General features: G+C 31.6%; 19 protein-coding genes. 11 read left to right on the top strand and 8 right to left on the bottom strand.

Features of this window, described 5'->3' with window-relative positions; translation table 11 throughout:
• The 5 genes from NH341_RS03140 to NH341_RS03120 all read left to right on the top strand — a co-directional run bounded on the left by NH341_RS03140 (nt 1) and on the right by NH341_RS03120 (nt 6728).
• On the top strand, nt 1-1425 hold the full coding sequence (locus tag NH341_RS03140) for a SusD/RagB family nutrient-binding outer membrane lipoprotein (protein ID WP_253055673.1): 1425 nt from the start codon (nt 1-3) through the stop codon (nt 1423-1425).
• Between the two features lie 38 nt (nt 1426-1463).
• Nucleotides 1464-2813 carry a sodium:solute symporter gene (locus tag NH341_RS03135; RefSeq protein WP_253055672.1) on the top strand — a complete coding sequence of 450 codons (1350 nt, stop codon included), beginning with the start codon at nt 1464-1466 and terminating at the stop codon, nt 2811-2813.
• The gene (locus NH341_RS03130; RefSeq protein WP_253055671.1) at nt 2789-3625 is read left to right on the top strand and encodes a metallophosphoesterase; all 837 of its coding nucleotides are present in this window, start codon (nt 2789-2791) and stop codon (nt 3623-3625) included. Before NH341_RS03135 ends, NH341_RS03130 begins: the two co-directional genes overlap by 25 nt.
• Before the next feature lie 34 nt (nt 3626-3659).
• Nucleotides 3660-4544 (top strand): sterol desaturase family protein, encoded by an 885-nt coding sequence (locus tag NH341_RS03125; protein WP_253055670.1) that lies wholly within the window; start codon nt 3660-3662, stop codon nt 4542-4544.
• Between the two features lie 90 nt (nt 4545-4634).
• Nucleotides 4635-6728, top strand: a complete 2094-nt coding sequence (locus NH341_RS03120; protein ID WP_253055669.1) for a S46 family peptidase — start codon at nt 4635-4637, stop codon at nt 6726-6728.
• Nucleotides 6729-6840: 112 nt separating this feature from the next.
• Here NH341_RS03120 and NH341_RS03115 read toward each other — a convergent pair whose 3' ends face one another.
• The 3 genes from NH341_RS03115 to NH341_RS03105 are packed head-to-tail and all read right to left on the bottom strand — an operon-like array spanning nt 6841 to nt 10021.
• Nucleotides 6841-8139 (bottom strand): POTRA domain-containing protein, encoded by a 1299-nt coding sequence (locus NH341_RS03115; protein WP_253055668.1) that lies wholly within the window; start codon nt 8137-8139, stop codon nt 6841-6843.
• A complete protein-coding gene (locus tag NH341_RS03110) occupies nt 8123-9130 on the bottom strand; it encodes a glycoside hydrolase (RefSeq protein ID WP_253055667.1) in 1008 nt (335 codons plus the stop codon). Before NH341_RS03110 ends, NH341_RS03115 begins: the two co-directional genes overlap by 17 nt.
• Nucleotides 9131-9151: 21 nt before the next feature.
• Nucleotides 9152-10021, bottom strand: a complete 870-nt coding sequence (locus tag NH341_RS03105; RefSeq protein WP_253055666.1) for a transporter — start codon at nt 10019-10021, stop codon at nt 9152-9154.
• A gap of 140 nt (nt 10022-10161) precedes the next feature.
• On the opposite strand from NH341_RS03105, the gene NH341_RS03100 reads away from it, so the two are divergent.
• From NH341_RS03100 to NH341_RS03075, 6 genes are read left to right on the top strand one after another with little or no spacing between them, the layout of a single operon-like run.
• On the top strand, nt 10162-11505 hold the full coding sequence (locus NH341_RS03100; RefSeq protein ID WP_173358948.1) for an NAD(P)/FAD-dependent oxidoreductase: 1344 nt from the start codon (nt 10162-10164) through the stop codon (nt 11503-11505).
• A 1-nt stretch (nt 11506) separates the two neighbouring features.
• Complete coding sequence (locus NH341_RS03095; RefSeq protein ID WP_159611011.1) at nt 11507-13129, top strand: 4Fe-4S dicluster domain-containing protein; 1623 nt, start codon at nt 11507-11509, stop codon at nt 13127-13129.
• Entirely contained in the window at nt 13119-13595 is a 477-nt protein-coding gene (locus tag NH341_RS03090) for a toxin-antitoxin system YwqK family antitoxin (protein ID WP_047787893.1), read from the top strand. Before NH341_RS03095 ends, NH341_RS03090 begins: the two co-directional genes overlap by 11 nt.
• Nucleotides 13596-13598: 3 nt before the next feature.
• Nucleotides 13599-14291: a glycosyltransferase family 2 protein gene (locus NH341_RS03085; RefSeq protein ID WP_047787894.1), complete on the top strand. Its 693-nt coding sequence runs from the start codon at nt 13599-13601 to the stop codon at nt 14289-14291.
• Complete coding sequence (locus NH341_RS03080; RefSeq protein ID WP_253055665.1) at nt 14291-15781, top strand: cellulose synthase family protein; 1491 nt, start codon at nt 14291-14293, stop codon at nt 15779-15781. Before NH341_RS03085 ends, NH341_RS03080 begins: the two co-directional genes overlap by 1 nt.
• Nucleotides 15782-17134 carry a mannosyltransferase gene (locus NH341_RS03075; RefSeq protein ID WP_253055664.1) on the top strand — a complete coding sequence of 451 codons (1353 nt, stop codon included), beginning with the start codon at nt 15782-15784 and terminating at the stop codon, nt 17132-17134.
• Nucleotides 17135-17256: 122 nt separating this feature from the next.
• Here NH341_RS03075 and NH341_RS03070 read toward each other — a convergent pair whose 3' ends face one another.
• From NH341_RS03070 to gcvH, 5 genes are all read right to left on the bottom strand, one after another.
• Nucleotides 17257-17838 carry an acyltransferase gene (locus NH341_RS03070; protein WP_073182254.1) on the bottom strand — a complete coding sequence of 194 codons (582 nt, stop codon included), beginning with the start codon at nt 17836-17838 and terminating at the stop codon, nt 17257-17259.
• A gap of 48 nt (nt 17839-17886) precedes the next feature.
• The gene (locus NH341_RS03065; protein ID WP_253055663.1) at nt 17887-18630 is read right to left on the bottom strand and encodes an energy transducer TonB; all 744 of its coding nucleotides are present in this window, start codon (nt 18628-18630) and stop codon (nt 17887-17889) included.
• A gap of 105 nt (nt 18631-18735) precedes the next feature.
• Entirely contained in the window at nt 18736-19458 is a 723-nt protein-coding gene (locus NH341_RS03060) for an energy transducer TonB (protein WP_047787899.1), read from the bottom strand.
• Between the two features lie 56 nt (nt 19459-19514).
• Nucleotides 19515-19898 (bottom strand): VanZ family protein, encoded by a 384-nt coding sequence (locus NH341_RS15325; RefSeq protein ID WP_371875252.1) that lies wholly within the window; start codon nt 19896-19898, stop codon nt 19515-19517.
• Nucleotides 19864-20244 (bottom strand): glycine cleavage system protein GcvH, encoded by a 381-nt coding sequence (gene gcvH, locus NH341_RS03050; RefSeq protein WP_047787900.1) that lies wholly within the window; start codon nt 20242-20244, stop codon nt 19864-19866. The genes NH341_RS15325 and gcvH overlap by 35 nt, the downstream gene beginning before the upstream one ends.
• Nucleotides 20245-20254: the final 10 nt, after the last annotated feature.

Genomic DNA, 20254 nt, shown 5'->3' with positions numbered 1-20254 from the left:
ATGAAAAATTACATATCTCTCTTCCTATTAGCACTTATAACAAGTTGTACTAGTGATTTTGAAAAAATAAATACAAATCCCAACTTTCCTGTTGATGTAGAACCCAGTTTATTATTTCGTAAAGTTATTTACAATTATGGAGAGGCAATGTCGTATGAAGGTTTTGTTGCAGGTAATTTATTAAGTCAGCAACTTACTGCTTTAGATTTTAATTTATTTGATCGTCATGCTTTAAAATCACCACAATTAGGTGGGAATCCATGGCCTGTATTTTACACTAATCTAAGAGACAATGAAATTATCCTAAACAAAGCCAAAAATAATCCAACATTTAAAGTGTATGAAGGCCCTGCTTTAATTTTTAAGGCATATATGGCTATGACTTTGACAGATCTTTTTGGAGATGTTCCCTATAGTGATGCTTTTAATGGAGATAACAAAACTGTTACTCCCAAATACGACACACAAGAAGCTATTTACTTAGCAGATGGAGGTATTTTAGATAGTTTAAAAAAGGGAATAATAGCAATTAAAAATTACACGGGTAATTTACCGCTAACGGGCGATGTTTTATACAACGGAAATCTAGATAGCTGGATTTTATTTGCCAACTCATTACGAATAAAAGCACTCATCCGTATTTCATCAAAACAAGATACAAGAAAAGAACTTCAAGAAATTGTAACCGATGGCAACTACATTGCCAACAATGCTCAAAATGCTGTTTTTAATTTTACAGACGGAGAGCCTAATAACTTTAGAATGGCGCGTTTACGAGTAGGAGATTTTAACAACTTTGTAATGTCTAAAACTATTGAAGAAATTTTAAAAGAGCTAAATGACCCTAGAATTCAAACTTTTTTTAGACCTTCCAGTACTCCTCCCAACAATTACAACGGGTTAATTAACGGAATAGACGCTTCAAAAACCACTATTTCATTGGGAGATTATTCATTAGCTGGTTTTATTTTTAGAGAACATTCCGGAAATTTGCAAGCCAATTATATGACCGCTTGGGAAACTAATTTTTTATTAGCAGAAGCAGCTCATAAAGGTCTTATTACCCACGATGCCAAATCACTATACGAATTAGCTACCAAACAAGCCTTTAGTTATTGGAACACCAACATACCTAATGATTACCTTACAACAACTGCTAGTTTTGACGACGCAAAAGCCCTTGAGCAAATTATTACACAAAAATGGATTGCTAATATTATTAACGGCTATGAAGGGTGGATAGAATATCGTAGAACTGGGTTTCCTAATCTGAACCCTATTTCAGCAAGTTTAAATAACAATTTAATTCCTGTAAGAATGCCCTATCCTGCAGAAGAAGCCTCTTTAAATAAGATAAATTACGAATTAGCTGCTCAAGCTACTAATGGTAATAGTATTAATTTTGGTGTTTGGTGGAATAACTAAAGTAAGAAATTAAAATTTTCTCAGAACATGTACAACCAATGAAAGAAATAATATACATTTGGCAATGGGGTTTGCTACTTAGTACCAGCTTAGTATTTTTAATATTAGCACCTTTTGCCCAAACCAATCAAACTTTCTTTAAAGCTACACACAATAAAAAAGCACCTAATACATTATTACTCACAGGTAGCTTAGTCATCTCTTGGATTTTTGCTAAAAGTATTACCAATGCCGCTAATTTAGGCTTACAGTTTGGACTTGTAGGAGGGGTTGCGTATGCACTGTATTACCTTTCGTTTGCCGTTGCTGGAATAATTATATATCAACTACGTATCAAAGGAGGTTTTAAAAGCATTCATGACTTTTTAGGTATTCGATTTGGTAATACCGCTATTCTTGTATTTTCAATTTTAATTCTCATTAGACTATTTAACGAAGTTTGGTCAAACACCATGGTTATTGGTTCTTATTTTGGAGCTGTAGGTAGCTCTTCATACTACACTTCTATTGTGGTTTTTACACTTTTAACCTTGACTTACGCTTTAAAAGGAGGTTTGAGTAGTAGTATTTTTACTGATGCAATTCAAATGTTATTTTTCTCTGTACTTTTGGCTATTATTCTTTGGAATATTTATTCTACTAAAGGTATAAATTACGAAACCGTTTCAAATTCTGGTGAGTGGACGATGGCTTTAGGAGGAAACTTAGCTATCGCTGCTTTTTTACAATCGTTTAGCTATCCTTTTCACGACCCAGTGTTAACCGATCGTGGTTTTATAAGTAATCCGAAAACAACCCTAAAAAGCTTTCTTTGGGCTACTGTTATTGGGTTTTTATGTATTGTTTTATTTAGTTTTGTAGGTATCTTTGGAAAAATCAATGGCCTTAATGGTCAAGCAGCTGTTGCTTTTAGTAAAACCTTAGGTGTTGGAATGTTATTAGTTGTTAATTTTATTATGATTACCTCAGCTGCATCTACCTTAGATTCTACATTTTCATCAACAGCTAAGCTTTTTGCTATTGATTTAAACATTAACCCCTCTGTTTCATTTGGTAGAATAATAATGCTAATCATTGCTATTATAGGAACTTTTCCTGTGTTCTTAAACGCTTCAATTTTATCAGCAACCACTATTAGCGGTACTATGGTTATTGGACTAGCTCCAGTTTTTATATTATGGAAGTTAAAACCTCCTAAAATTAGTTACTACTTATCTGTAGGCACTGGTATTATCATTGGATTTTTATTAGTTTTTGATGCCTTTCCTTCTTTGTTAATTTTTACTTCTGGCAAGTATGCCAATTTACTCTGGAGCAATGTTTGGGGAAGTATTCTTTGTTTTACTCTTTATTTAATTCCGTTATGGATACAAAAACAACATACATAAATACCGTTAAAGGAAAAGTACTTTTGTTTGGGGGTGTTTACAGTAATCTACAAGCTTTAGAAGCTTTAATTAAAGTCGCTGAAAAGGAAAATATAGCACCTGAAAACTGTTTTTGCACAGGTGATATTGTTGGCTATTGTGCACAACCAGAAGAAACAGTACAAACCTTTATAAACTGGGGAGCACATAGTATTATTGGAAATGTAGAACAACAGTTACGAAATAGAGAGGTTAATTGTGGTTGTGATTTTACAGAAGGTTCTCGTTGTGATGTTTTTTCAAAAGCGTGGTATCCTTTTGCTCAAAACCAACTTTCGGAAGCTTCAATTAATTGGATGCAAACCCTACCCAATTATATCTCTTTTACTTATGCAAATAAAAAGATTTTCATGGTACATGGTTCATACCATTATATTTCTGAATTTATTTTTAAATCTACTCCATGGAAAAATAAAATTTCATCATTCAATGAAACTAATTGCGATGTAATTGTTGCTGGACATTCCGGACTTCCTTTTACAGATGAAAAAGACTCGCTTCTTTGGTTAAACCCGGGAGTTATTGGCATGCCTGCTAACAATGCAAAACCACATGTTTGGTATGCCATTTTAAATGACACTAATGGTTTTTCATACTCTTTTCATACTCTTTCTTATAATTATAAAAAAGCAAATACATTAATGACTGAACAACAGCTACCTCCTGCTTATGCACAAACATTACTTACAGGTTTTTGGGACAATATGGAAATTTTGCCCCAAGAAGAACGACTATGGAAAGGACGAGATTTATTTAAAATTATAAATCATTAATTCATTATTTTTATTGCTGAAATTTATAGCTCCTATGGAAAGATACCTAGAAATCGTAAAAAACTCCTACACTGGTTATTGGAACTACTTAAAACAATCTGTTTTGTTTGAAATTCAATGGGAAAATTATTTTTATGGTTTAATTATAATTTCTCTTATTGTTTGGGGATTAGAAATTATCTTTCCTTGGCGCAAAAACCAACCTTTATTTCGTAAAGATTTTTGGCTGGATACTTTTTACATGTTTTTCAATTTCTTTTTACTAAACCTCATCGTTCTTATTGCCTTATCAAATACAGCAGAGCAGTTTTTTAATGATATTTTAGGTTTGGTTGGATTATCGGTTGCTAATTTTCAATTATTCGACATCAACATATTTCCTTATTGGGCGAGACTCTTAGTATTTTTTATTAGTATTGATTTTGTACAGTGGTTCACTCATACATTATTACATCGATATGAATTTTTATGGAACTTTCATAAAGTGCACCATTCCGTAAAACAAATGGGGTTTGCTGCCCACTTACGTTACCATTGGATGGAACCCGTAGTATATAACTCTATGAAGTATATTCCGCTTGCTATTATGGGCGGATTTACAGCACAAGACGTTGCTATTGTTCATTTTTTCAACATTACTATTGGTCACCTTAATCATGCCAATATTAACTGGGATTACGGTTGGTTAAAATATATTCTGAACAATCCAAGAATGCATATTTGGCATCATGCAAAAGAGCTTCCTGAAGACAGAAAAATGGGAGTAAACTTTGGAATTACACTAAGCATATGGGATTACATTTTTAAAACTAACTACATTCCTTACAATGGGCGTGATATTGAGTTAGGTTTTGACGGGGATGAAAAATTCCCTAAAGACTTTATTCACCAAGAAATATATCCAATAGGAAAAAAATAACATTTTAAGTCTTTTTTAACCTATTACTTAATACTTTCAATTAGCTGTTTTGCTGCCAATTTGTATCTTTAGCTTTTTAAAAATAAACAGATGAAGTATATAAAAATTCTATTCTTATTTATTGTCGTTCAAGTTACTGCACAGCAAGGAGGTATGTGGATTCCTTCTCTTTTAGAAGGAATGAATGAACAAGAAATGACCTCTTTAGGAAGTAAACTTACCGCTAAAGACATTTATGATGTAAATAACTCAAGTTTAAAAGATGCTATTGGGCATTTTAACGGAGGTTGTACTAGCGAAGTGATTTCTCCTGAAGGATTAATTTTAACCAATCACCACTGTGGTTTTGGGCAAATTCAATCACACTCTTCTTTAGAAAATGATTACCTAAAAGATGGTTTTTGGGCGATGAATAAAAAAGAAGAATTACCTAATAAAGGGCTATATGTTGAATTTATTGTTCGTATTGATGATGTAACTACCAAAGCATTGAATGGGGTTACTGATACTATGACTGAACGTGAAAAACAATCGACTATTGATAAAAACATCAACGAAATTCAAAAAACAGTACAAAAAGAAACATGGCAAGGTGTTAAAATAAAGCCATTTTACAAAGGCAATCAATATTTCTTATTTGTTACAGAAAAATTTGAAGACGTTCGTTTAGTAGGTGCACCACCAAGTAGTATTGGAAAATTTGGTAGTGATACCGATAACTGGGTTTTCCCTCGTCATACAGGAGATTTTTCATTATTCAGAATTTATGCTGATAAAAACAATCGTCCTGCTAAATACAGCAAAGACAACGTTCCTTACAAACCAAAGCACTTTTTACCAGTTTCTTTAGATGGAATTGAAGAAGGTGATTTTACTATGGTTTTTGGTTTCCCAGGTCGTACTAATGAATATTTACCAGCTGTTGCTATTAAACATATTACACAAGAGTTTAACCCGAGTAACATTGCTATTAGAGAAGCTGCATTAAAAGAAATTGATGCACAAATGAAAGCTAGTGATGCTGTTCGTATTAAATATGCTTCAAAACAAGCACGTATTGCAAATGCTTGGAAAAAATGGATTGGTGAAAATCTAGGAATTAAAAAGAGTAATGCTATCGCAGAGCGTCAAGCTTTTGAAGCTACTTTCAAAAAAGCATTAAAAGAAAAAGGATTAGAAAAAACCTACGGAAATATTCTTCCTGAGTTTGAAAAATTATATACAGACTTTGCTGATATTAATATTAAAAGAAGAAACTTTATTGAAGTTTTCTTAGTTACCAACGAGTTGATGCAAATGACTTTTAGAGCGTATCAGTTAGAACAAGTAGCTTTAAATAAACCTGAAAAGTTTGAAGAAGCTAGAACTTCTTTGGTAAATCGAATTAAAGGAATTCATAAAAACTTTGATGTAAATGTTGATAAAGGAGTGTTTAAAAATGTAATGCCTTTATACAATCCTACTAATGTAGATGCTTCTATTTATGACAAAACAAATTTTACTGATTTAAATAAAGCTTTACAATTATTAGAAGGAGACGCTAAAAAGGTGGTAAAAAACTTAAACAAAGATGCTGGTTACCAATATGCTAAGCCTATGATTGAAGAGTTTTACACAAAAATCAATCCTGAGTTTCAACAGAAAAATCAGCCAATTACAGCGTTACAAAAAACATACATGAAAGCATTAATGGAAGCATTACCAAATGCACGCTATTTTCCTGATGCTAATAGCACTTTACGTGTTACTTACGGTCAAGTTCGTGGATACTCTCCTAGAGATGCTGTGTACTACAATCCTGTAAGTTATTTAGATGGTGTTATTGAAAAATACGTTCCTGGTGATTATGAATTTGACGTTCCTCAAAAGTTACGCGATTTATACGACGCTAAAGATTTTGGACAATACACTGATAAAAACGGAAAAGTTCCTGTTTGTTTCTTAGGAACCAATCATACCACAGGTGGTAACTCTGGTAGTCCTGCTATTGATGCACATGGAAACTTAATTGGTTTAAACTTCGACCGTGTATGGGAAGGAACGATGAGTGATATGAATTACGATCCTGAAATTTGTAGAAATATTATGGTTGATGTTCGCTATGTATTATTTATTGTAGATAAATATGCAGGAGCAAAACACTTAATTGAAGAAATGAAGTTAGTACACCCAAAGAAAAAATAAAACGTTTTTCTACATAAGAATAGCTTAAAAAGCGAGGTTTGTATTTCACAACCTCGTTTTTTTTTATGCAAATAAACAACTCATTCGAGATTAAACTCTAGGCTATCTGTGATTAAAAATATTGACCTATGCCAAACACAAATCCTTTTGATGCATTCTTTGTAAGCCCATGCCCATAATCAATTCTAAAAGTTGCATTAAATATTTTTTTATTAATGAAACGTAAACCTATACCTGAATAAACTTTCATATTATCACTATTGATAAAATCATTAAAACTTCCTCCTGGATTACGCCATGTTCCAGCGTCTACAAACACATTACTTTGAATAACAAACCATTTTTTTTCATATAGCGTATGCCTATATTCGGTATTCCAAACAATACTTCCAGTACCTCGATCAACTAAAATACCAACTCCTCGTAAATTCAAATTATTATCTAAAGCAAATGGAGCAAATGGAGTATCATCATTAGATGACAAACCAAAACGCAATCTGTTTGCCCAATTTCCTTTTTCACCTATTCTTTTAAAGTAAAAAAAGTCATTCCAAAAAATTAAAAAATCATTCTGATATTCATTTTCAGAAGTTACATACTGTCCATGAAACTCATTTTTAACCCCATTTATGTACTGATAATTATAATCTAGATTATCAAAAACATAAATTAGCTTCAGTAGCTTTTTATCTACATTTAACTCAGTAGGAACATCCGATGAAGTACTTCCACTTAAATAATTATACTTTTCCTCAAAAAAATTAATTCCAAACTGAAACTGATTTTTAAAATTGTGTTGGTATAAAGCCAAAGCTTCATAAGAAATATTCTGATACTTATAATTGGCTGATTCACTACCAAAATACAGTGGTTCTTCACTTATCCAGTTTTGATGATTTAATGACACTCCCCATTTTGCTGAAAATAACGTAGGCGCCCTAAAATTAATTCCATAAGAATCAAAACCATTGTATTGGTAAAACCCGCCAAGGGTCATGTTCCTCCCCAAAAAGTTATACTCACCTACTCCTATTCTGTAGGCTAATTTTTGATTGATTGTTTTGTGAAAATTGACTTCTGGAATTATTGTAAAGTTCTCTTCTACAGTTACAACAACATTACATTTACCCTCAGAACATGATGCTTTAAAATACGCATTAGAAATTGCTGGTAAGCGCTTCAAACGAATCATATCTTCTTTTAATACCATTGAATCAAGCACTTTATTTTCTTTTGATTTCAGTATTTTCTTTAAAACATGTGCTTTCGTTTTTTTAGCTCCTGAAAAAGTAATTTTTTCTATACTTTTTTCTTGTGAATAACAGTTTACAGACAACCAAAATGTTGCAAGAATTATTGTCTTCAAGAAAAATAGATACTTATTTTTATATTTTTCATTTACTATTTTCATACATCTTTTTTATAGTCAATTCTGCTGGTTTGTTTTGAGGTGTAAACCTATTGTTATCTTCCCCTCCAACTTCTTTATGATTATGAAACCATTTCCAAACAAAACCACCAGCAAACCAATCTTCTTTCCAAAATTGATTATACAAAGCTTGTAATGCTTTTTGTTGGTTTTCTAAATTGATATCTCCTTCTATTCTATCTGATTTCCATGGCTCTTTACCCGTAAAATTTACACTTCTGTACCCATACTCGGTAAATAAAACAGGCTTATTAAACTTACTTTGAACCTGAATAATTTCATTTTTGTGAGGTTGCCAACCTTTTTCAAAATCTTTAAGAGTTGGGGATTTTTGATCACTTAACGGAAAATAAGCATCAATTCCTATAAAGTCTAAATCCTCCCAAAAGTCTACTCGCTTAAATTCGTCCCAATTTGCTGCATAGGTCAATTTTCCAGAGTATACCTTTCTAATTTTTTTAATGAGTTTTTTCCAGTATTCTGGTCTGTTTATTACAAACTGCTCCAATTCTGTTCCAATACAAAAAATTTCTGCATTAATTTCTTCTGCTACTTTGGCAAAAACGAGGATAAAATCTTCATACGATTGTTCTAACTCTCTCCATTCATCTTCGGAATTCATTTTTATAGATCCTGTATACACACCATTCCAAACCCAAATTTGTGGTTTCAACATAATCTTAATTTTGCTTTGTTGAAACTCTTTGGCATATTGTTTTACACCTTCTTTTGTCTCTCCAAACCATTGCTTTTTGGAGTCATAAATTACATTTGGGGAAGACAAGCTTTTAATAAAAGCAAAAGGCATCAACGTTACATAATTTGCTGATACCTTTTTTACATCATTAATATGTTTACTTGTTATCTTCTTTGAAAAAGCAACAAAACTAACACCGTTTATCTTTTTTGATTGGCTCGTACAAGAGCTTACCAAAAAAATACAACTTATAAAAAGGAGTTTTAGAGTTTTCATTACTCCTCTAATTTACTATTTTTAAAATAATGCCCTTAATCCTACATTAAAACTTTGTCCTTGCCCATTGTTGTTTCCTCTAACAAAGTTACTGTACAAAATCTCCAAGTTTAAAACACTGGTTAATTGATATTTTCCTCCCAAACCTAAAGCTGTATAATCTTGTGTAAAATCTCCAAATCTTTGTGAATGTTGAGAAAACACTAATACGGTAGACTTTTCGTTGGGAAAATAACTAAAGAAAACACCAGGAGTTAACAAAAAAGTATTGTTCGCAAAGCTATCCTCATCACCAAAATTGTACTCCGTATTTAACTCTGTAAATAACTGCCATTTTCCACTAGAAAAAGTATAATCGTAAAAAAATCGATTCTGAAAAGTCCATGCTGTTTGATCTAAAAAGACACCATTTTCTGTTTCATTACTCACCAAAGGAATATGTATTGCTGATTGAACGGAAAAGTTTCCTACATTTTTTAATGGTTGAAACTTAATAGCTGGTGCAATTGATGTAATTCCTTTTCTTTCAGAATTTGGGTTATCTTCTAAACTAAATACTGATAATGCTTGACGCCCTCCTATTGTGTTTGAACGAAACTCTACAATTGCTCCTACGTTAATACGGTTATTTTTAGAAATTCCAGTGAAAGCTTCCAACGTTGAAGTAAAGTAATTCTCTCTTGCTTTCGATTTGGTGTTACCATCTGCATCTGCAAATTTTGTTTCAGTATATAGGTTATTAAACCATTTAATATCCCACTGACCATTATTTAAAAGCTTAGATGGTGTATATGTTTGAATATTTGATTTTTCTGCTTTATCATCTTGAGCATTTGAAAGTTGCACTACAAAAAACAGTAAAACTGTAAGGCTTGCTAATTGTCGTTTCATAAGGTTAATTTTTTATATAGATCTTAAGTCGCTTAAAAAAAACTTCTCTTACAAAGCCTTTTTATTTAAAATCATTCTAAATTCAATTCCTTTATTAAGTTCTTAACTTTAGCAACGACCTAAACAGCAAATCAACATTTATGGAGCACGTTGTTATTATTGGTAATGGAATTTCTGGAGTTACAGCCGCAAGGCATATCAGAAAATTATCAGACAAAAAAATTACCCTTATTTCTTCTGAAACTGATGAGTTCTTTTCAAGAACAGCTTTAATGTATGTGTACATGGGACACATGAAATTTGAACATACACAACCTTACGAATCTTGGTTTTGGAAAAAAAACAGAATCAATCTCAAAAAAGGGTTTGTTTCAAAAGTACATTCATCAGAAAAAGAAATAGCCTTTAGCACTGGAGAAAAACTGTCTTACGATAAGTTAATTATAGCCACTGGCTCTAAACCTAACAAGTTTGGTTGGCCTGGACAAGACTTAAAAGGTGTTATGGGAATGTATCATAAACAAGATTTAGAGGCTCTTGAACAATATGCTCCAAACAACAAAGTATGTAAAAGAGCTGTTATTGTTGGTGGAGGTTTAATTGGAATTGAACTTGCCGAAATGCTTCATAGCAGAAATATCCCTGTTACCTTTTTAGTTCGTGAAAATAGTTTTTGGGACAAAGTGTTACCCAAGGGAGAATCTGCCATGATAAATCGTGAAATTATAGAAAATCATATCGATTTACGCTTAGGTGTAAACCTAAAAGAAATAAAATCAGATAAAAACGGGCAAGTTACATCTGTAATTGTTGAAGAGACTGGTGAAGAAATACCGTGTAATGTTGTTGGTTTGACTGCTGGTGTTTCTCCTAATATTGACTTTTTAAAAGGCTCTGAAATTGAACTTGGTAGAGGAATTAAAGTCAATCGTTTTTTAGAAACCAATATCAAAGATGTGTATGCAATTGGAGATTGTGCAGAACAACATGAAGCAATTGGTTTACGTCGTCCTATTGAAGCTGTTTGGTACACTGGTAGAATGATGGGGGAAACTGTTGCACAAACTATTTGTGGCAATCGAATTCAATACAAACCTGGGCACTGGTTTAACTCAGCAAAATTTATTGATATTGAATACCAAACTTATGGTTGGGTATGGCCGCAACCTAAAGAAAATGAAGCTCATTTTTACTGGGAACATGAGAGTGGTAAAAAATGTATTCGAATTAACTATGATAAAAAAACGCAAGAATTCCTTGGTATAAATACATTAGGGATACGAATGCGTCATGAGTTTTTTGACAAAATTTTGAATGAAAAGCAGTCTGTAACTTATACTTTAGAACATTTAGCAGATGCAAACTTCGACCCAGAATTCTATAAACTTCACGAATCAGAAATTGTAGCAAAATTCAACAAAGAAAACAACACCAATATTCAATTAAAAAAGAAAAGCTGGAAGCGAATTTTCAGCAGAGTTTAGGATGAAAATAATAAAACAAACAGGTCTACTTCTATTCTTAATAGGGTTAATCATTTTTTCAGGAGTAATTTTTACGGGTTCTTTTAATTTAAATCAATCAGAACTAGATTCATTTATTACTGAAAAAGGATATAAAAGTGAAATCATAAAAGAGAAACTCAGTAAAGCTATTGTTACCGATGAAAGCTTTAATATTTTTGAATTTTCTAGTCGGGTTAGAAATGCTTATGAAGCATCTAACAATCATTATAATACTCTAATTGCTAAATACGACGCTGAAAAAAATTGGGATAAAAAAGGTGAACAATACCAATATTTAATTTATGGGAAACCCCATACCTTAAGTTATGAGTTAGCTAAAAAAGCTGGAAATGGTTTTGTTAGAAACAACTCAAGTTTGCTATGGTTACTCACTTTTGGTTTAGGTATTTTGGGAGCACTGTTATTTATACTTCCTAATTTTATTTTACTTGGTCCAAAAGGAATAAAGAATAATGGTATTTATTTAGAAGCTAGTACAAATCGAGGATGGATAGCTTGGTTAGTTTTAATTTACTTAGTTGTTTTTTACTTGTTGCTTTATTTTTTTCCTGATTATGTGGTTAACTGGACTTTTATATTAGACCCTATCAGTAAATTTTTAAACGGCGGTGAGGCAAGCCAGTGGTTTGTATACGGTTTTTTATACTGTGTGATTATGCTTACAATGGGAGTGAGAATGTATATAAAGTATAGACACAACAAATACCAAGTTATAAGAACAACTTCTGTCTTATTCTTTCAAATTGTATTTGCCTTCCTTATCCCAGAAATCATGACCAGTTTAAATATGCCTGGGTATGATTTTAAAAATGCTTTTCCGTTAGACTATGATTTCTTTTTTGAATGGAATTTAGATAGCTTGAGAAATAGCGGAGCTATTGGTTTATTTATTTTAGTTTGGGGTATTGTACTTACGCTTATCATTGTCCCTGTAATGGTATATTTCTTCGGAAAAAGATGGTATTGCTCTTGGGTTTGTGGTTGTGGTGGTTTAGCTGAAACTTTAGGTGATCCATACCGTCAGCATTCTAACAAAAGTATGAATGCATGGAAACTAGAGCGCTGGTTAATACATAGTGTTTTGGTGTTCTCGTTAATAATGACAGTTGTAACGTTATACTGTTACTTTACTGGTGCACAATCTTTCCTTGGAATCAACTCTCAATGGATAAAAGATACTTACAGCTTTTTAATAGGAGCTTGGTTTGCAGGAGTTATTGGTACCGGGTTTTATCCAATTTTTGGAAACCGTGTTTGGTGTCGTTTCGGTTGTCCGTTAGCCGCTTATTTAGGAATTGTACAACGTTTTAAATCTCGATTTAGAATTACTACCAATGGCGGACAATGTATTTCTTGTGGAAATTGTTCTACGTATTGTGAACAAGGTATTGATGTACGTGCATATGCCCAAAAAGGAGAAAATATAGTGCGTGCAAGTTGTGTTGGTTGTGGTATTTGTTCGGCAGTATGCCCTAGAGGAGTATTAAAGTTGGAAAATGGTCCGGAAAAAGGACGTATCAACCCAACAGAGGTTTTATTAGGTAACGATGTTGATTTAATGAAATTGGTAAATGAAAAATAATGTTTTCATACTATGCTTTTTTATTACTTTCTCTTTAGTTGGGCAAAAAACATATCATAAATCATTTTATGAAGAAGGAACATTAAAAGAAGAAGGCTGGCTTGAAAATAATAAAAAAACCGATTATTGGATTTTTTATTACAAAAATGGAAACATTAAAAAAGAAGGAAGTTTTAAAAATAACCTTCCTGTTAAGTATTGGCATTTTTATTATGAAAACTCTTTTAAAAAAAAGGAAGGACATTTTATTAATGGATTACCAAACAAATGGTGGGTCTTTTACAATAATAAAGGAGGTATTTATCAAAAATGTCAAATCAAAAACAATAAAAAAAACGGTTACTGTTTATTATACAAAAAACATAAGGTAACAAAAGCTATAAAGTTTAAAGAAGGACTAAAGCTAAAAGAATGGAATAATTTGTCTTCTTTTGCAAAAGAAAACAATCTCAACGACTTAAAATAATTAATGAATCCACTTATAAAAGTTATCATCCCCGCATATAACGAACAAGATTCCATTGCCCATGTAATCAATGACATTCCTTCCATAGTAGACGAGGTAATTGTTATTAGTAACAATTCAACAGATAATACTGAAACCATTGCTAAAAACGCAGGAGCAACAGTACTTTCTGAAAATAGAAAAGGTTACGGATATGCTTGTTTAAAAGGGATGGAATATATTTCTATTAAAAACGAAAAGCCAGATATCGTTGTTTTTTTAGACGGAGATTATTCTGATTATCCTGAACAACTTACTGAGCTTGTTGCTCCAATAATGAATGATAACATTGATTTTGTAATTGGTGCTCGTGTACAACGACTACGTGAAAAGGGCTCTATGACTCCTCAACAAGTTTTTGGTAATTGGCTAGCAACTACTTTAATGAAGTTGTTTTTTGGTGCAAAATTCACTGATTTAGGTCCTTTCAGAGCAATAAAATATGATAAACTACTAGCTTTAAACATGGAAGACAAAACGTATGGTTGGACAGTAGAAATGCAATTAAAGGCTTTGAAACAAAAATTAACTTATACAGAAATTCCTATGAAATATAGAAATAGAATTGGCGTTTCAAAGGTTTCAGGAACTGTAAAAGGTAGTATATTAGCCGGCATAAAAATTTTAGGTTGGATCTTTAAATATAGCTTTAAATAATGGTTTTAGAATATATAATAATTACGCTATACACTATATCATTAGTACTTATATTGTTATACGCTATAGCTCAGTTAAACCTGCTTATCAACTATTTGAAAGCTCAGAAAAAAAAGGAAAGCGCACCCAAATTAGATTTATCTGACATTAACAAAGTTCCGTATGTAACAATACAGCTACCTGTATATAATGAGCTATATGTAATGGAGCGTTTATTACACAACATTGCTCAATTAGAATATCCACGCAAAAAGTTAGAAATTCAAGTATTAGATGATTCTACCGATGAATCAATTGAGAGCACAGCTAAACAAATTAAAGAGCTTCAAAAAACAGGTTTAGACATTCAACATATTAGACGTGAAAACCGTCAAGGATTTAAGGCTGGCGCCCTAAAGGAAGGACTTAAAACGGCCAAAGGTGAGTTTATTGCTATTTTTGACGCCGATTTCTTACCTAAAAAAAATTGGTTACTGGAAACCGTTCCGTATTTTAAAGATCCTGAAATAGGCGTAGTTCAAACTCGTTGGGGACATATTAATAGAAATTATTCAACCTTAACAAAAATTCAAGCGTTTGCTTTAGATGCTCATTTTACTTTAGAACAAGTAGGTAGAAATAGCCAAGGACATTTTATTAATTTTAATGGTACTGCAGGTATTTGGCGTAAAGAGTGTATTTACGATGCTGGAAACTGGGAGGGAGATACTTTAACAGAAGACTTAGATTTAAGCTACCGTGCACAATTAAAGAATTGGAAATTCAAATATTTAGAAAATGTTGTTACTCCTGCTGAATTACCTGTAGTTATTAGCGCTGCTCGTTCACAACAGTTTAGATGGAACAAAGGAGGAGCAGAGAATTTTCAAAAAATGTTGAAGAGAATTATTACAAGTTCTACTATTCCTTTTAAAACAAAACTTCATGGAACGCTACACTTACTAAATAGCTCTATGTTTACTTGTATCTTTTTAGTTGCTGTTTTAAGTATACCTATGTTGTATATTAAAAATGAATATGCGCATTTGAAAATTTACTTTTTAGTCATGAGCTTTTTTATTGTAAGTACCTTTATTTTCTTTATCTGCTACTGGTTTATGTATAAAAGGACTTACGGAGGAGGTTTCTGGAATTTTATCAAATATATTGGTGCCTTTTTCGCTTTTTTCTCTATTGCCATGGGCTTCTCTTTACACAATACAATTGCTGTTTTAGAAGGTCATTTAGGTAAAAAAAGTGAATTTGTAAGAACCCCTAAATTCAATATTAAGTCGTTAAAAGATAGTTGGAAAAACAATAAATACATTCGTAAAAGGCCATCTTTACATGTAATTATAGAAGGTTTGTTAGCTTTATACTTTGCTTTTGGTATGTATAGTGCATTTACTGTTGGTGATCAGGGTGGAGACTTTGGTTTGTTCCCTTTTCATTTAATGTTATTTGTTGGTTTTGGATATGTCTTTTTTAAATCGATTTTCTCAAAAGCTTAAATGTCTTTTTTTAAAAAATATAGCTTAATTATACTAACCTTTGTTAGTGTTGTTCTTTATTTTTTATTTGCTTATACAATTGAACGTACCGAATTTAACAAGTTACTTTTTCTCTGGATTAGCCTATTTACTTGTTATTTTGTTCTTTTACGTGATAAAAAGTTATCGTTTGCTCATTTAGCTGGAATTTCGGTCTTATTTCGATTGGTTTTCTTTTTTGCTATTCCTAATCTATCTCAAGATTTCTATCGTTTTATTTGGGATGGACGTATGATTTTAGAAGGAATAAATCCTTATTTATCATTACCTCAAACGTTTATTGAGCAGCATAACTACCCTATTAACCAAGCTAAGGATTTGTATGAAGGAATGGGAGCCTTAAATGGTAGTCATTACACCAACTATCCTCCAGTTAATCAACTTTGCTTTTTAATAGCCGCCTTGTTTGCTAAAAACAGCATTATTGGGAGCGTTATTGTAATGCGAACACTTATTATCTTGGCTGATGTTGGTATTTTATACTTTGGTAAAAAGCTTTTAGAAAGATTACAATTACCCGTTAAAAACATTTTTCTATATGTTTTAAACCCATTTATTATAATTGAACTTACTGGAAACTTACATTTTGAACCTGTTATGTTATTCTTTCTGGTTTGGAGTATTTATACACTACATAAACAGAAGTGGTTTTTAGCAGCTATACTAATGGCTTGTTCAGTTTCTGTAAAACTAATCCCTTTACTCTTTTTACCTTTATTTTTTCAATGGTTTGTAAAAAATGATTTTTCACTCCTTAAAGGATTACAAAAATTAGCATTTTTTTACGGAACTGTAGTTCTAACAATTGTGTTACTTTTTCTTCCTTTCTATTCTCCAGAGTTAATTTCAAACTATACTAACTCTGTTGGTTTATGGTTTAGAAGCTTTGAGTTTAATGCTAGTTTTTACTATATAGCTAGAGAAATTGGTTATCAATTTAGAGGCTATAATGAGATTGCCATTATTGGTAAAATAATACCTATTCTTACCGTTTGCTTTTTATTAATTCTTACTTTTTTCAAAAAGAACAAGTCAACAAAACAATTAATTCTAAGTATGCTATTTGCTTTGTCGTTCTACTATTTTTCAACAACAACAATGCATCCTTGGTATATAGCAACGCTTTTAATTTTATCTGTATTTACTCAATATCATTATGCTGTTTTGTGGAGTTTAGTTATTATTCTAAGTTATCAGGCATATGCTAATTCTCCATGGAAAGAAAATCTTTGGTTAATTACTTTAGAATACATTATTCTATACAGTTACTTTATTTGGGAAGTTTTTATAAAAAGAAAACCCACTCAAAATTGAGTGGGAAAAATTGCTATGAAAAAGAAAAAGAAAGTGGTTTAAAAACCACTGTTCAAATATAAATAAGATTTTTCTTTTCACAAATATTTTTTTAAGTTTTTTCACTTTTTTTAAACTTTAACTTAAAGTTTTCTTAACTCATTGTTTTTCAAGATATATTTATCTCCACTTTCTGAGCAAGTAGCCAAACCTTCATCATCAAAATTTAACCGATGTCCGTACTCACTAATCCACCCTATTTGTTTTGATGGGTTTCCTACAACTAACGCATAAGGTTTAACTTCTTTAGTTACCACTGCTCCTGCTCCTATAAAAGCGTATTCTCCAATATTGTTACCGCATACAATTGTTGCATTTGCTCCTATACTCGCTCCTTTTTTAACAATTGTTTCTAAATACTGATCTTGTCTTTTTATGGCGCTACGTGGATTAATTACATTGGTAAAAACCATAGAGGGTCCTAAAAAGACATCATCTTCGCATCTAACACCCGTATATATAGAAACATTATTTTGAACCTTTACATTATTCCCTAAAACAACCTGAGGCGACACTACTACGTTTTGTCCAATATTACAATTATTACCAATGTTACAATTAGGCATAATATGGCTAAAGTGCCATATTTTAGTTCCTTCTCCAATTATGCAACCATCATCAATAACTGCTGTCTCATGTGCAAAAAACATTTTATCTGTATCCATATATAACAAAAATAAAAAAACTCAACCAGTTGGCTGAGTTTTTACTTTTTATTCCACTCTAAAAGTAATTGGTAGCGTATATTTTACTTTTACTTCTTTATTATTCTGTTTTCCTGGAGTAAATTTTGGAATTTTATTTACTACTCTGTTTGTTTCCTTTTTTAATTTAGTATGTGGTGCCCTAATTTGAATATCCGTAACATTACCTAACTTATCAATAACAAACTGTGTCAATATTTTATATTTACCAGAATTTAATTCTACATCTTGCGCCAATTCAGAATTAAAATTACGTTGTATATGCTGTTGTATTTTTCTTTCAAAACATTTTATGTTTTCTTCTTCTGAGAGTCCTTCACAACCTTTAAAAACCGGAGTGTTTTGGACATTCTTAATTGAAATTGGATCATCACTATCTTCTATAGTTTCAGTTTCTTTTAACTCTGGAATTTGATTTAAATCAATAGGTGCTTCATCTACAGGTAAATCTATTACAGTGGTATTTTCTGTATTATTATCTACTACTTCGGGTTTAAATATTTCTTTAATTACACGCTTCTTCTTTGGTTTTACAATTTCTTTTACTCTGCTTCTTATAATAAAAGGGGTATCAAAAGTGTAAATTTTCTCATAATCTTGTACATTAGTAGGTTCAACTACCGCTGTATCTTTAACTGTTTCGTGCTCTAAAACAAGAAAAACGACAAACAAAGTTAGCACTAAGCCTAATTGTGTAAAAATAGTTGAAAATTTTTCTAATTGCTTTTTAGCATGCTTCTTAGGTGTTTTCATAGTATTTGTTTTTTATGTTAATACTATGTTAAAAACAAGAAACGTGCCAATAAAAAAAGACAATCCGTTTTAGATTGTCTTTTTTTATCTTTTAGTAAGTTTCTACTACTCTACATTAAATGTAATAGGTAACGTATAACCTACTCTTACTGGTCTACCTCTTTGTCTACCTGGTTTCATTTTAGGTATTTTCTTAGCAACTCTTTCTGCCTCTTTTTTTAATCTTGGATGAGGAGCTCTTGCCGCTACACTAGTAATAGTACCGTCCTTATCAATTTTAAACTGTACATAAATTCTTTTCTTACCTGGAGATAAACCTAATTCATTTGCTAATTCTGCATTAAAGTTACGTTGAATATGCTTCTGTAACTTTTTATTCAAACATGCTTTCTTTTGAGCTTTTGTTCCACTACAACCAGGAAATACAGGAACTTCCTCAATAATAGCGAATGGTACATCTTCTACCACTTCTTCAACCTCTTCAACCTCTTGAATATCTTCTACCTCTACAGCTTCAGATTCATCAGTTTCAGTTGATTCGATAACTGTTTCTTCAATCTCTTCTTCGTCTTCTACTACTTCAATTTTTTCAGGAGCTGGTGGTGGAGGTGTATTTGGTTTTGGCTTTGGTGGCTCAATTTGAAGCTCAATAGTTTCTTCTTCAATATCAGTAGCCATGTTAGCCATACCTAACTCTCCATACTCTTTATCATATGTCTTATTCTCAATAGCAACATACGTTACAAATAAAGCTAAAACCAAACCTATTTGCATAAATAGTTTACTATAGTTCTCTAAGTTTGATTTTGGATTTTTCTTGATTTCCATCCTAAATGTTTTTAATAGTTCGCTAATTTAATTAATTTATTTCAACTTTTACAAGCTTAATCTTTAAATAGCTTTATTTTTCTTAAAAAAAAGTTATAAACTATGAAAGCTATTAAAATACCCGTCGTGTTTGCCATTATATCTAAAACCTCTCCTGATCTATATGACGTTGTTGTAACTTGTAGAACCTCAATAATTATGCCGTAAAAAAAACAACAAAAAACAGTAATATATTTATTAATTTTTGTTGTTTTTAAAGCTAACAACCATACCAAACTTAACACGAAATAAGCAAAGGTATGTTCTAGCTTATCTATATGGTTAATTTGTATAGGTGCTTTTTCTATTTTTACTAAACTAATAATAGCAATACTTAAAGTTATTAGTATTGCTATTATGGTTAGTTTATCCCTTAATAAGTTCTTGATATGCTTCAGCACTTAATAAATCTGCTACTTGTGAATCGTCAGATAATTTTACTTTTATCATCCACCCGTTTCCATAAGGGTCAGAGTTTACTAATTCTGGTTCATCTTCTAAAGCTTCATTAAACTCTACTACTTCTCCTGATAAAGGCATAAAAAGGTCTGAAACTGTTTTTACTGCTTCTACAGAACCGAAAACTTCTTCAGCATCTAATTCCTCATCTAATGTATCTACGTCAACGTATACGATATCTCCTAACTCTCCTTGTGCAAAATCAGTAATACCAATAGTTGCTACACCATTTTCTACTTTAACCCACTCGTGGTCTTTGGTGTACTTTAATTCTGATGGAATGTTCATTGTAATGATT

This window comes from Tenacibaculum sp. XPcli2-G (assembly GCF_024124505.1).
GTDB classification, from domain to species: Bacteria; Bacteroidota; Bacteroidia; order Flavobacteriales; family Flavobacteriaceae; genus Polaribacter; species Polaribacter mesophilus.
This window is presented reverse-complemented; position numbering and strand designations above follow the sequence as displayed.

Bases quoted from the DNA above. Each gene is read 5' to 3' on its own strand.
- NH341_RS03085 (WP_047787894.1), top strand. From the start codon at position 13,599: ATGAATCCACTTATAAAAGTTATCATCCCCGCATATAACGAACAAGAT.
- NH341_RS03125 (WP_253055670.1), top strand. From the start codon at position 3,660: ATGGAAAGATACCTAGAAATCGTAAAAAACTCCTACACTGGTTATTGG.
- NH341_RS03065 (WP_253055663.1), bottom strand. From the start codon at position 18,630: ATGAAAACACCTAAGAAGCATGCTAAAAAGCAATTAGAAAAATTTTCA.
- gcvH (WP_047787900.1), bottom strand. From the start codon at position 20,244: ATGAACATTCCATCAGAATTAAAGTACACCAAAGACCACGAGTGGGTT.
- NH341_RS03110 (WP_253055667.1), bottom strand. From the start codon at position 9,130: ATGAAAACTCTAAAACTCCTTTTTATAAGTTGTATTTTTTTGGTAAGC.
- NH341_RS03105 (WP_253055666.1), bottom strand. From the start codon at position 10,021: ATGAAACGACAATTAGCAAGCCTTACAGTTTTACTGTTTTTTGTAGTG.
- NH341_RS03140 (WP_253055673.1), top strand. From the start codon at position 1: ATGAAAAATTACATATCTCTCTTCCTATTAGCACTTATAACAAGTTGT.
- NH341_RS03080 (WP_253055665.1), top strand. From the start codon at position 14,291: ATGGTTTTAGAATATATAATAATTACGCTATACACTATATCATTAGTA.
- NH341_RS03100 (WP_173358948.1), top strand. From the start codon at position 10,162: ATGGAGCACGTTGTTATTATTGGTAATGGAATTTCTGGAGTTACAGCC.
- NH341_RS03120 (WP_253055669.1), top strand. From the start codon at position 4,635: ATGAAGTATATAAAAATTCTATTCTTATTTATTGTCGTTCAAGTTACT.
- NH341_RS03090 (WP_047787893.1), top strand. From the start codon at position 13,119: ATGAAAAATAATGTTTTCATACTATGCTTTTTTATTACTTTCTCTTTA.
- NH341_RS03095 (WP_159611011.1), top strand. From the start codon at position 11,507: ATGAAAATAATAAAACAAACAGGTCTACTTCTATTCTTAATAGGGTTA.
- NH341_RS03130 (WP_253055671.1), top strand. From the start codon at position 2,789: ATGGATACAAAAACAACATACATAAATACCGTTAAAGGAAAAGTACTT.
- NH341_RS03115 (WP_253055668.1), bottom strand. From the start codon at position 8,139: ATGAAAATAGTAAATGAAAAATATAAAAATAAGTATCTATTTTTCTTG.
- NH341_RS03060 (WP_047787899.1), bottom strand. From the start codon at position 19,458: ATGGAAATCAAGAAAAATCCAAAATCAAACTTAGAGAACTATAGTAAA.
- NH341_RS03135 (WP_253055672.1), top strand. From the start codon at position 1,464: ATGAAAGAAATAATATACATTTGGCAATGGGGTTTGCTACTTAGTACC.
- NH341_RS03070 (WP_073182254.1), bottom strand. From the start codon at position 17,838: ATGGATACAGATAAAATGTTTTTTGCACATGAGACAGCAGTTATTGAT.
- NH341_RS03075 (WP_253055664.1), top strand. From the start codon at position 15,782: ATGTCTTTTTTTAAAAAATATAGCTTAATTATACTAACCTTTGTTAGT.